The following is a 12,826-nucleotide window of genomic DNA, read 5'->3' as shown; positions in this document are numbered from 1 at the left end:
GGTTGGACAAGACGAAGATTAAGGGCAGTACAGCTTAACTTGTGGAAGAAGCCGAGTCGGCTACATCGACGATTAAAGCAGCTGAAATATAAGCCACCCTTTAAGTTCATTAAAATGAACTCGTGGCGAAATTCGAGAAGCCCCTTATCAAGTTTTGCGATGCCGAATAGTTGGTTTGAAGGGCTTGGTTTGTATAATATAGAGAATGTAAATACAGGTTGGCTTGCTCCATCAGCGTTTATGAAAAGCGGATGATGGAATAAAAGAATACAGGAGCCGTATACGAGGCCCGTACGTACGGTTCTGTGAGAGGGATGAGGCAAAAGCCTCACCCTACTCGATATGGGTGTTTTTTAGGTTGTAGTGGTACAGGTCGAGCTTAGGTATATAAGGTCAAAAGCTTATTAAGATCGAAAGCGCTAAGAGAAATAAGATCAAAAACGATTTAACCACGAAGGCACGAAGATTAGAGAAGGTAAGGACAAAAGCTGTTTAACCAAGAAGGCAAGAAGATTAGAGAAGGTAAGGAGAAAACTGCGGTGATTAAATACAAAGAAGTCATTTATAGGAGCCAAAGCAAATAAAAATTTGGTTTCATCTATTCTTTAAGCTTTTTTTAACTTCGTGTTCTTCGTGAAGCGCTTCGTGGTTGCTCTTTTTTAAGTCAAAAGCTGTTTAACCACGAAGGCTCGAAGGTTAGAGAAGGTAACGACAAAACTGATTAAATACAAAGAAGTCATTTATAGGAGCCAAAGCAAATAAAAATTTGGTTTCATTTATCCTTTAAGCTTTTTTAACTTCGTGTTCTTCGTGAAGTGCAGCGCTTCGTGGTTAAATGTTTTTTCTTTATTCAGCTTTTGCTTTCTCTGCTAATTTTCTCAGAATAAACGCACTGCCTATAAAGGCAAAGCTTGCTGTGACCATGGTTGATGCACCAAAACCACTCGCACAATCCATTTTCATATTGCCGTCTGATTCCGCCTTTTCTTTGCACACTTCCCCGTTCATATCTGGATAGCTTAATTGCTCCGTTGAAAACACACAGTTAATTCTAAATTTGCGTTTAGGGTTGGTTGTGAAGTTAAAGTGACGACGTAATTCAGAGCGTACCTTTGCCGCTAACGGATCTTGGATGGTGCGTGCTAAATCGGCGACTTGAATTTGTGTCGGATCAAGTTGGCCACCTGCGCCACCACAGGTAAGTAATGGGTATTTATTGCGCTTACAGTGTGCCACTAAAGCGACTTTGGCATGAATGCTATCTATGGCATCAAAGATGTAATCCATATCCTTAGATAAGTATTCAAAGCAGTTTTCTTTATCGATAAAATCATCAATACAATTGACGATAATATCTGGGTTGATCTGTTTACAGCGCGCAGCCATCACTTCGATCTTTTGTTTACCCACGGTTTCCGCCAATGCATGTACTTGACGATTGGTATTGGTGACGCACAAGTCATCCATATCAATTAAGGTGATTTTCCCAATGCCTGAGCGGGCTAATGATTCAACAACCCAAGAGCCCACACCGCCAATCCCAATCACACAGATATGACTGTTTTGGAATTTTTGTAATGCCGTGGTGCCATATAAGCGTTTTATTCCACCAAAGCGGTTCTCGTATTGTTCGTTCATGGTTCGCTCTTGTTGATTTTTGAAAGGCGGATTATACGTGCTGTTAATGAATATGCAAAAAAACACGCGTCATTAATTAATCATCAACTTCGGCGATGCTTGCGATAACAAAGCGAACAATTCACTACTAAATAGTGAAGTTTTCGTGATAACTGCGTGATATCTCATGGGCATACTCTCTTCACCAACTAATTAAACAACATTCAAAATATATTTAAAGATAAATAATTCAACTACGATTAAAGGGAGTTTTTCCATGTCAAACAAACATCTTATTGCAGCAGGTTTTCTAGGTTTATTCAGTGCAGCAAGCCAAGCGCAAGACTTAACTATTACACTTGTTAATTTAACCCAAGGTATTAGCTTTACACCTATTATTGCAGCAGCGCATGATTCTCAGGCGTCTATCTTCCATTCTGCAGAAGCGGCAAGTGAAGAGTTACAAGCCCTAGCTGAGGGCGGAAGCATCGATGGCGTTAATCTATTATTGAGCGGTTATGGTGCTGATATTACGACGAATCCAGCGGGTGGTTTATTAGGCGCCGGTGGTGATACTGAGTTTACTCTCACTAACAGTGACGGCAATGACTACCTGTCTTTAGCTGCAATGATGTTACCGACTAATGACGGTTTTGTTGGTTTAGATAGCTGGAAAATTCCTACGGAGGCGGGGACTTATACTGTACTTTTAAGTGCTTATGATGCGGGCACTGAGGCTAATGATGAAATTATTTCTAACGTGCCAAACCCGATTGGCATTACGTCAACTGGGGCAACAGGTGTAGCAACTGAGATTGGTAATACGAACGTACATATTCATCCTGGTGTAGTTGGTGATACAGATCCTGAAGGTGGTATTAGTGATTTTGATAGCCGCGTACACCGTTGGTTAAACCCTGTTGCAAAGTTGACAGTTGTTGTCGAATAAGGAGGCTTTTATGATTAAATTTACTAAAGTCGCCGTTGCGACGGCAGCCGCACTTACATTAGTTGCGTGTGGTGATGACAATAATGATAGTGTTACCGTGGTGGCAACGCCTGTAGAGTATCAAGTTACTTTAAGTAATCTAACGAACGGTCAACCTATCTCTCCACCTGCATTGATTCTACATAATAGCAGCGCATTATGGACGATTGGTAGCCCCGCTTCTAATGCACTAGAATTATTGGCTGAATCTGGTGATAGCAGCTTATTGCAAAGTAGTAGTTTAGTGACAAGTGTAGCGGTAAGTGCTGTACCTGTTTTACCGGGAGAAACCTCTACGGTGACGGTTTCTCATGGTGATCTGGTCAGTTACTTATCATTTGCAAGTATGTTAGGTAACTCCAATGATGCATTTACTGGTCTTAATAAAATCGACTTGAGTTCATTTGCGATTAACGATTCCGTTAAATACAGCACACTCGCCTATGATGCGGGTACTGAAGCGAATACTGAAAGCGCAGAAACAGTGCCAGGTCCTGCTGGTGGTGGTGAAGCTTATAATCCACAACGTGATGATAATAATAACTTTGTCGCGATGCATGCTGGAATTATTAGTGCAGATGATGGTTTAAGTAGCTCAGTGCTCACTTATCAACAGAAGTTCGATAACCCGGTTATGTCTGTTACTATCACGCGTATCAAATAAACCTTTTTGGTCTGTTTGTTGTTGTAAGCTCTGTGCTTGCTATAACAAATAGGCTTTTTTTATAGTGAGGGCAGCATGGCTGATAGTATTTTAATCGTGGAAGATGATCAAGATATCGCAGAATTGGTTAAAGTGCACATGCAAGATTTAGGCTTGCAAGTCACGCACTGCGATAACGGTGAAGAGGCCATTAAACAAGCCTTAAGCAATGACTTTTCACTATTAATATTAGATATCACGTTACCCGGTTGTAGTGGGTTAGATGTTTGTCGAAAAGTAAGAGAAGTCAAACAAGAGCAAGCTATTTTAATGTTAACCGCACGTACTTCTGAAATTGATAGAGTGGTTGGCCTTGAGTTGGGTGCTGATGACTACATGTCAAAACCATTTAGCATTAGAGAGTTGCAAGCACGTGTGCATGCGCTTTTACGCCGAGTGCATTTATTACAAAATAGTAAACCGCAAGCTACTGATAATGAAACTATAAGTGGGCAAGAAAATAGCGTTATTTGCCATGGCGAGTTGATGATTAACCGTCGTACACATGAAGTGATATTACGTGAAAAAACCATTGAATTAACCTCAACAGAATTCGACCTACTGTGTTTTATGGCGCAGCATCCTAGCCAAGTTTTTTCTCGTACCCAACTCTTAGACAAAGTGTGGGGCTATCAGCATAGTGGTTATGAGCATACGGTTAATTCACATATTAATCGCTTACGTAACAAGTTAGTAGCGGGTCAACCTGAATTAACCAACAAAGTTTTTCCTGCCATTATTCAAACCGTTTTTGGTGTGGGATATAAATTCAGCCCTGAAGGTGTTGCTTGATGATACTCTCTCTTTATCAGCGTATTAGCATTGCGCTAGTATTACTTTTCCTTGCTATTGCCTGCACTTTTACATGGTGGTCTGCAAAGCTTGAAGTGAGTTCTCGCCATGAAGCTGAACAGCGTTTACATCTTCAATTAGCGGAGCATCTAGGTAACGATAACCCTTTATTAAAAGAAGGTGTTTATGATTACCGTGAATTAAAAAACCTGTTCCACAGTTTAATGATTCTTGGGCCAAGTTTTGAATTTTATTTTATCGCACCCAGTGGCAGTATTCTCAGTTATTCCGCAGAGCCCGGTAAAGTAAAACGCGAACAAATTGATATTGCACCTTTAGTCGATTTTATTAACCATAAAAAATCATTGCCAATATACGGTGATGATCCGCGTAATAATTGTGAAGGGATCGCCTGCGCACAAAAGATATTTTCAGCCGCGCCAATTTATAATGGTGATAATTTACAAGGTTATTTATATACCATTATCGGTGGCGAAAAATATGATTCAATCTTTGCCGATGTGTTATCAGAACAACATCTTTCACAGTCGTGGGTATTTTTATTCAGTGTGATGGTTTTCTTCTTTTTGGTGTTGATAGCATTATTACGCTTTTTGACTCAACCGCTAAAACAATTGACTGAGAATGTTCGCGCTTTTAAACAGGCTGGATTTGAAAAAAATAAGGTCATATTGCAACAATGGCCAGCGGCTAAACATAATGAAATTCATGAGCTAGGCAGTGCGTTTAATGAAATGGCTGAGCAAATTAATTATCAATTTGTGCAATTACAGGCAAACGACAAAAAACGGCGAGAGATGTTAACTGATCTTTCCCATGATTTACGTACACCTCTTGCTGCTTTACAAGGATACCTTGAAACGATTCAATTAAAAGGGGCTCAACTCAGTAGCGAACAACACCAACGATTTATCGATATTGCTTTTAAAAATGCCAATCAACTAAAAAAGCTGGTGGATCAAATTTTTGAATTAGCACATCTAGATGGCGGGCAAGTTACCTTAGATTTAGAAACATTTCCTTTAGCCGAGTTATTACATGATATTGCTGCTAAATTTCAACATCGCTTACAAGAAAAAGGGTTAACCCTGAATATATCCCCTGAGCAGTGTGAGTTTTTGGTTTATACGGATATCGGTAAATTAGAAAGAGTATTAAGTAACTTAATTGATAATGCGATTAGGCATACCGCAGCAGGTGGGAAAATCACAATACAGGTTGATGAAAAGCCAAATAACCAACTTAATCTATCGGTTATCGATAATGGTACTGGAATTAATGAAAATGAATTAGCCTATATTTTTGATGCTCGTTATCGTGCGAGTAATGCTATTTGTGATAGTAAAGAACATGGTGGGTTAGGATTGGCTATCACACAAAAATTATTACATTTATTGCAGTCTGAAATTAATGTTGATAGCCAGATAGGTAAGGGGACAAGTTTCAATTTTTGTTTGACTAAAATAGGATGATAATAAGGTGTTGAGTTTGCTTATTGATTAGCAATAAAAATGCTTTAGCAGGTTTTCTGAAACGCTTTATCAATTGCCTAAAGGCATTATGAAAGCACAAGTTAAACGTACATTTACCGATCGCGATCACTCTGCCATAGATAGCAAATATGAATCTGGGGTCCTAAAGTTGAATTTGATATATTCAAATTTGAAAATGGTGAAATTGCCACGCATTGAGATACGATTGAAAATATCTGTTGTGGCTGAATCAGAATGGAAAAATAATAATGGGAAATTCGGTTGTTAATCTACTTAGTGACTTTCTGGCTCCATTATTGATCCTGTAAAAAATGCCGCTCACATAAGTCGAACGGCTTTTTTAAGGGAAATATTTTTAAAGTTCCCTAAAGACAGGAGTCTATAATTTAACTGGCAAATTGCATAAATTATTTATTTAATTTTTCTTTTGCTTCTTGTACTTTTGCAAAGTCTAAACCCAATTCATCTGTAGCTTCTTTAATTAAATGAGGCTGAGTCATTATTGTCCCCATCAACTGTTTTAATTGTTCTGGAGGAATGCCTAACTCCTGCACAAGGCTGAGTGCCATCATGGGGTTTTGAGTTAATGCTTCAAAAAGTGATTTTACTTTTGCATCACTTACGTTGTGCTCTTTTAAAATTGCAATAATTGGATTCATTGATAACCTTGTATTTTACATTATGGGTAAGTGTATTGATTAAATTATATGGCTTGTGTGTACTATTAACAATATATAATGCTAAGGCTTATTGTTTGGCTAACTTATTAATTGCTTATTGACTAGTAAGCGCTATTAACACATTGCTCTCTATATTTAACCCCCTACAATAACCTGTATTTAATCCTATCATTTATTAATACATAAGGTGCTTTTCTATGGAAAGTTCATTTCCGATTTTTTCTACTGCTATTTTATTATTTTTTATACTCGATCCATTAGGCAATGTACCGTTATTATTAAGCATTTTAAAAAATATAGATAAGAAAAGGCATGCAACAATAATTGTTAGAGAGATGGTAATTGGTTTAGTCATATTGCTTATTTTCTTATTTTTTGGAGAGCGATTTTTAAGTTTATTTCATCTTCAAACAGAGGCCATAACAATTTCTGGTGGAATTATTTTCTTTGTGATTGCTTTGAAAATGATTTTTCCTAACTCCGATGGTTCAGATCTTTTTGCTACGACAAAAGGTGACGAACCCTTAGTAGTTCCGATAGCGATGCCAATGATTGCAGGGCCTGCCGCATTAGCAACATTGTTAGTCTTAGCTAAAACTAATACAGACCATACTGGTGAATTATTTGCTTCATTATTATTAGCTTGGTTGTTATCGGCCATGGTTTTATTATTCTCGACACAGCTTTATAAAATCCTTAGAACTAAAGGGCTAAAAGCGTTAGAAAGGCTGATGGGCATGTTACTACTGATCATGTCAGTACAAATGTTTATTGATGGGATCCGCTCGTTATTACCGACATTCGCATAAAATGTCATCGTTTCTTTTTAATACCTACTAAACGGGTGAATTTAAATGTTAAAAAGCTTCAACGATAGTTTTCATCGCTTTCGTGTTTTCATAACGTAACGTAGTTTCTTACTGACCGGGTCAGTAATACGACTTTTTAAAGTGAATAAGGTGAAATTGCCTGCCTGCGACTTATTATTTAAAAAGTAACTCATTTATAGAATAGTTCACCTCAAAAATAATTTAGTTTCAAATATATAAAACCGCTACATTAATATTGTTAAATATTAATGTAGCGGTTAGGTTACTATTCTGTGTCAGAACGGAGCAAATATACTTTGTTAAGATCTGATATTTTGATTAAAATTCTCAATAGCTTCCACTACTCTCATTGCTCCATTTTGAATTTCAACTATCGTAATGCCGGCTTCGTTAGAAAACTCTAATGCATTACTTGCTTCTTTTATAGATTGATCAATGGCAGTGATAGCTTCTGACATTTGATGAAGGTTTTCATTTACAACCTTACTTATTTCTTCTGTTGTAGTATTTGTTCTTGATGCTAGTTTTCTGACTTCGTCTGCGACCACCGCAAAACCTCTACCTTGCTCTCCTGCTCGCGCTGCTTCAATAGCTGCGTTCAGTGCTAATAAGTTAGTTTGTTCTGCAATGCCTTTCACATTACCAGCTAAATCGCTGATATGTTCAGAGTGTTTATTTAGTGATTTAATACTGTTACTTACAGTTTCCATTTGTTTGGTTAGTTGTTGCATTCCATTAATAGTATCTTGAATGATATCTTTACATTTTTCTGATTGATGGCGTGTTTCTTTAGAAACGGTATGGGCAATTCTTGAGGCTTCAATAGCTGCTTGTTCTTGCTCTATTTGTGATGTGATTAAAGTAGCAAATTTAATGACCTTATAAAGCTCACCTTTATCATTATGTACAGGGTTATAGGACGCTTCCAACCATATTTCTCGGCCTGAACTATCAATGCGTTTGAAACGGTTGGATACATGTTCTCCCTTTGCAAGCTTATTCCAAAATGCCTCATATTCTGGCGAGTTCACTTCTTCAGGATCACAAAATATTTTATGATGTTTTCCTTTTATCTCGTTGAGACTGTAGCCCATCCCCCCAAGGAAATTTTTATTAGCGGTAAGTACTTCACCTTTTGGCGTAAACTCAATTGTAGACATAGAGCGGTCTATGGCTTCTAGAATATCCTGTTGTTGACGAGAGTTTTCAATGGTTCTGGTTAATTCAGCAGAGAGGACGATGAACGAGCTTAAAGAGTCTTGATGGTTATATACTGGTTCTAACATCGATCTTAACCATGTTTCTTGACCATTGTTTTTATTCGCTTGAACAGCACCATGCCAATTTTTGCCAGATTTCAATGCCTGAGTAAGTGCTTTGAAATGGTTGGTATCACGATAATAAGCTGGAATTAAATCAATAAAGTATTTGCCAACAACATCTTTGCCTGTATAGCCTAGCTCTGATTCAACCATTGCATTAGTTTCAGTAATTTTACCTTCACTATCTAATGAAAACCGTATCATATCTTCATCGAGGCTATTACTTATCTGTTTAAGAAAATGTAGTTCTCTTTTTAATTGTGCGTTTTCCTCTTTTAATGCCTTATTCATAAACATAATTAGAATATCCCTCTATCAATATGATTTTATAGTGGTGTTTATTGCATTTATTTGAAAAGATTATTGGTTTAAATTAGTGTAGTAGGTTAATTCAAAAGTAGTAATTAATTTTTAGAAAAAATGCTTTTTAGTGAAAAGGTGCACATAACCTTGTTAAGGTGACATAAGTATTAGTAAAAATTACTTGATGTATTGTCGGTTGTTATCTTGTTCCTGTTATCGATATAGAAGTAGTCCTTAGCTGATTTTAGATACAAAAAAGCCAAGCTAACTGCTTGGCTTAAATAGAAAACTTATTTAATTAATTATTAAGAAGCTTCTACGATTGTTTTCATGTCTTTCATGTAACCGCGTAGTTTCTTACCTACGATTTCTACTGGGTGGCTACGAATTTCTTCGTTGATTTCGATTAAACGTGCGTTATCAACAGAGTTAGACTTAACTTCAAGTGCTGAACCTAGGTATTGTGGGCTCATTGCTTTAACGAAGTCTGCAAGTAGTGGTTTTGCAGCGTGGTCAAACAGGTAACAGCCGTATTCTGCCGTATCAGAGATAACAACGTTCATTTCGTAAAGTTTCTTACGAGCGATAGTGTTAGCAATAAGTGGTGTTTCATGTAGAGACTCGTAGTATGCAGACTCTTCGATGATACCTGATGCAGTCATTGCTTCAAATGCTAGCTCAACACCTGCTTTAATCATTGCGACTAAGAAAATACCGTGGTCGTAGAATTCTTGTTCACCGATTTCCATGTCACCAGCTGGTTGCTTTTCGAAACCAGTTTCAGCAGTTGCCGCGCGCCATTTAAGTAGATTAACGTCATCGTTAGCCCAGTCAGCCATCATAGTTGCAGAGAATTCACCTTCAATGATGTCATCCATATGCTTGTTGAATAATGGGCGTAGAATATCTTTAAGTTGTAAAGACATATCAAACGCTTTGATTTTAGCTGGGTTAGATAGACGATCCATCATGTTAGTGATGCCGCCGTATTTAAGGCCTTCAGTGACTGTTTCCCAACCGTATTGAATTAGTTTAGAAGCGTATGCTGGCTCAAGACCGTCAGCAACCATTTTTTCATAACCTAAGATTGCGCCAGTTTGTAACATGCCACAAAGGATAGTTTGCTCACCCATCAGGTCAGATTTAACTTCAGCAACAAAAGAAGACATAAGTACACCAGCACGATCACCACCTGTAGCAGATGCGTATGCTTTAGCCCATGCAAGGCCGTGACCCTGCGGATCATTTGCTGGGTGAACAGCAATTAGTGTTGGAACACCGAAACCGCGTTTGTATTCTTCACGTACTTCAGAACCAGGACATTTAGGTGCACACATGATAACAGTGATATCTTCACGTACTTGCATACCTTCTTCAACGATATTGAAACCGTGTGAGTAAGCTAATGTTGCACCTTCTTTCATAAGAGGCATAACAGCGCCAACTACAGCAGTATGCTGTTTGTCAGGTGTTAAGTTACATAGTAAGTCTGCTTGTGGAATTAGCTCTTCGTACGTGCCTACTGTGAAACCATTTTCCGTTGCATTTTTCCATGATTGACGTTTTTCAGCGATGGCTGCAGCACGTAAAGTGTAAGAAACGTCAAGGCCTGAATCGCGCATGTTTAAACCTTGGTTTAAACCTTGTGCACCACAACCGATGATAACTACTTTTTTGCCTTTTAATGCTTCACTTCCTTCAGCAAATTCGCTGCGATCCATAAAACGACATTGACCTAGTTGATGTAACTTCTCACGTAGAGGAAGAGTGTTAAAGTAGTTAGCCATTTAGCTGAGCTCCAAAATAAATTAATAGGGGTAAAATCAATCGTAATAATTAAGTGTTCTATTTTTGCTGAAAACTTAGATCTAATATTTAATACAATCGAATATAACGTTTAATATTGAACGTTGTTTACATTTCGATGGTCACTATAACGTATAAGTAATATTGCGCAAAATGATATATTAGCAATGTCATGTTGCAGAAAGTGAAATATACTACCTTTATTATTGCAGTTATAGAAAAAGTATTACTTTTTTATCACACCTAATTTAACAATGCTGTATCTTGAACCCTTATAGAGATTATTGTTGATTTGAACATGTTGTTTTATAATTATTGATTGTTAACGTTTACACTTTTTATCTTGTTGTCTTAAAAGGAGTTTTTATGTCTTTACTGGTATTGCCGAGTGACTTGGTTTCGGTCGAATGGTTGGCTGAACACTTGCATCATACAAACTTGATTCTGTTAGACGCAAGCTGGCACATGCCGATGACAATGCGTAATGGTTATCAAGAGTGGTTGAGTGAACGTATCGATCATTCGCGTTTTTTCGATTTTGACCGTGAAGTCTGTGATAAAAAAAGTGCATTGCCCCATATGATGCCCACTGCTCAGCATTTTGAACTATCAGCGCAATTATTAGGTATTAATAATGACCATGCCATTGTGGTTTATGACAGTATTGGCATTTTCTCCAGCCCAAGAGTGTGGTGGATGTTTAAAGCGATGGGGTTTAATAATATTGCCGTATTAGATGGTGGTTTGTCTGCTTGGAAAGAAGCGGGATTGAGTGTAGATACTCAACCTCCTTGTATTGATGGCTATCAGCAAGGTAATTTTAAAGCGGTTTATCAACCTGAATTAATCAGCAATAAAGAACAGGTACATGATGCGATTGATAAGCGAGGAGTATCAATTATTGATGCCAGACCTAAAGCCCGTTTTTTAGGCGAAGAACCTGAGTTTAGACCTGGATTGCGTTCAGGGCATATGCCATCAGCGATCAATTTACCCATTGACGAAATATTAAATAATAAGACCATGAAAAATGCTTATCAGTTGGCGCAAATATTTGAGGCATTAATGCCGCAAAAACAACGTTTGGTATTTAGCTGTGGATCCGGTGTGACTGCTTGTATTCTTGCTTTAGCCGCTAAAATTGCTGGTTATGATGCGTTAAGTGTCTATGACGGTTCATGGAGTGAGTGGGGCGCAAATGAAAATTTACCTGTCGTGCAAAAAACGACGAATTAGTTTTCAATAAGCGAACACAATAAAGTGTGCACAATAATGCTAAATAAAATAAATAAGGCACGTTAAATGGATATTAAGTCATTACAAACGTTTGTTCATTTAAGTCAAAGCCTACATTTTTCAAAAACTGCATTAGCCATGCATGTGAGTCCATCTACTTTAAGCCGACTTATCCAACGTTTGGAAGAGGAACTTGGCTGCAGCTTGTTGATACGCGATAATCGTTCAGTATTATTAACTGAAGCGGGTGTCGCTTTTAAACAGTTTGCCATTCAGCAAATAGAGCAATGGGAATTGCTCAAACATTCGATCACTAAAGGCTCTAATGAATTAGAAGGTGAAATTAATTTATATTGCTCAGTGACGGCAGCCTATAGTCATCTTCCTCCTATCCTAGAACGATTTAGACGTATTCATCCTAATGTCGATATAAAACTATCTACCGGAGATAGTGCCGTTGCGATTGAGCAAGTAATGCTGCATCAAGTTGATTTTGCGATCACCGCGCTTCCGGATAACTTTCCTGCGCGTTTACATTTCAGCCAATTAGCTGAAATTCCTTTATCTATTGTCGTGCCTACTATTCCCTGTGCGGTTACTCAAACGATCAAGCAATCACCGATAGACTGGAAAAATATTCCTTTTATTTTACCTGAGCATGGGCCGATACGCCGTCGCTTTGATACTTGGTTCCGTTCATTAAAATCAGGAAAACCACAAATTTACGCAAAAGTAGCAGGACATGAAGCTTTGATCAGTATGGTCGCTTTAGGCTGTGGGGTTGGGGTTGTGCCAGATGTTGTTGTTGAGAATAGTCCAGTGCGATACCGCGTTCAAAGCTTGTCTGGAGTGGGAGAGATTGCTTCATTTAATTTAGGGGTGTGTTGTTATAAAACACGCTTATCAGAACCTTTGATTGAAGCTTTTCTGAATTGTGTAGAAGCTTAGCTAAAAGCTCAAGTTAATAACAAAAATTATTGAAACAGCCTCTGCGATTGGACATTAATGCTAAAGCCTTAAATCCTCAAGCTTCAA

At 37.9% G+C, this 12,826-nt stretch carries 11 protein-coding genes and 1 pseudogene; 7 read left to right on the top strand and 5 right to left on the bottom strand.

Annotated features, from left to right (window positions below; all coding sequences use genetic code 11):
- Positions 1-846: 846 nt before the first annotated feature.
- Complete coding sequence (gene tcdA / locus H592_RS0108440) at positions 847-1,638, bottom strand: tRNA cyclic N6-threonylcarbamoyladenosine(37) synthase TcdA (protein ID WP_028868389.1); 792 nt, start codon at positions 1,636-1,638, stop codon at positions 847-849.
- Positions 1,639-1,894: 256 nt separating this feature from the next.
- Between tcdA and H592_RS0108435 the strand changes: the two genes are divergently transcribed.
- From H592_RS0108435 to H592_RS0108420, 4 genes are all read left to right on the top strand, one after another.
- Positions 1,895-2,566, top strand: a complete 672-nt coding sequence (locus H592_RS0108435; protein WP_028868388.1) for a spondin domain-containing protein — start codon at positions 1,895-1,897, stop codon at positions 2,564-2,566.
- 10 nt (positions 2,567-2,576) lie between these two features.
- Positions 2,577-3,269 (top strand): spondin domain-containing protein, encoded by a 693-nt coding sequence (locus H592_RS0108430; RefSeq protein ID WP_028868387.1) that lies wholly within the window; start codon positions 2,577-2,579, stop codon positions 3,267-3,269.
- A 75-nt stretch (positions 3,270-3,344) separates the two neighbouring features.
- Positions 3,345-4,100: a response regulator transcription factor gene (locus H592_RS0108425; RefSeq protein WP_028868386.1), complete on the top strand. Its 756-nt coding sequence runs from the start codon at positions 3,345-3,347 to the stop codon at positions 4,098-4,100.
- Positions 4,100-5,593 (top strand): sensor histidine kinase, encoded by a 1,494-nt coding sequence (locus H592_RS0108420; protein ID WP_028868385.1) that lies wholly within the window; start codon positions 4,100-4,102, stop codon positions 5,591-5,593. The genes H592_RS0108425 and H592_RS0108420 overlap by 1 nt, the downstream gene beginning before the upstream one ends.
- Before the next feature lie 428 nt (positions 5,594-6,021).
- On the opposite strand, the gene H592_RS0108410 is transcribed toward H592_RS0108420, so the two are convergent.
- A complete protein-coding gene (locus H592_RS0108410; RefSeq protein WP_028868383.1) occupies positions 6,022-6,273 on the bottom strand; it encodes a DUF2999 family protein in 252 nt (83 codons plus the stop codon).
- 218 nt (positions 6,274-6,491) lie between these two features.
- Here H592_RS0108410 and H592_RS0108405 point away from each other — a divergent pair, with 218 nt between their 5' ends.
- Positions 6,492-7,103, top strand: a complete 612-nt coding sequence (locus tag H592_RS0108405; RefSeq protein WP_028868382.1) for a YhgN family NAAT transporter — start codon at positions 6,492-6,494, stop codon at positions 7,101-7,103.
- Positions 7,104-7,423: 320 nt separating this feature from the next.
- On the opposite strand, the gene H592_RS24880 is transcribed toward H592_RS0108405, so the two are convergent.
- From H592_RS24880 to ilvC, 3 genes and pseudogenes are all read right to left on the bottom strand, one after another.
- Positions 7,424-7,834: a methyl-accepting chemotaxis protein gene (locus H592_RS24880; RefSeq protein WP_425414382.1), complete on the bottom strand. Its 411-nt coding sequence runs from the start codon at positions 7,832-7,834 to the stop codon at positions 7,424-7,426.
- 129 nt (positions 7,835-7,963) lie between these two features.
- A pseudogene (locus H592_RS24875) lies at positions 7,964-8,737 on the bottom strand (PAS domain-containing protein); the annotation flags it as partial.
- 317 nt (positions 8,738-9,054) lie between these two features.
- Positions 9,055-10,536, bottom strand: a complete 1,482-nt coding sequence (gene ilvC, locus H592_RS0108395) for a ketol-acid reductoisomerase (protein WP_028868380.1) — start codon at positions 10,534-10,536, stop codon at positions 9,055-9,057.
- A 385-nt stretch (positions 10,537-10,921) separates the two neighbouring features.
- Between ilvC and H592_RS0108390 the strand changes: the two genes are divergently transcribed.
- Complete coding sequence (locus H592_RS0108390) at positions 10,922-11,791, top strand: sulfurtransferase (RefSeq protein ID WP_028868379.1); 870 nt, start codon at positions 10,922-10,924, stop codon at positions 11,789-11,791.
- A gap of 66 nt (positions 11,792-11,857) precedes the next feature.
- The gene (ilvY, locus tag H592_RS0108385; protein ID WP_028868378.1) at positions 11,858-12,739 is read left to right on the top strand and encodes an HTH-type transcriptional activator IlvY; all 882 of its coding nucleotides are present in this window, start codon (positions 11,858-11,860) and stop codon (positions 12,737-12,739) included.
- The last annotated feature ends 87 nt before the right edge of the window (positions 12,740-12,826 follow it).

The organism is Psychromonas arctica DSM 14288, from assembly GCF_000482725.1.
GTDB classification, from domain to species: domain Bacteria; phylum Pseudomonadota; class Gammaproteobacteria; order Enterobacterales; family Psychromonadaceae; genus Psychromonas; species Psychromonas arctica.
This window is presented reverse-complemented; position numbering and strand designations above follow the sequence as displayed.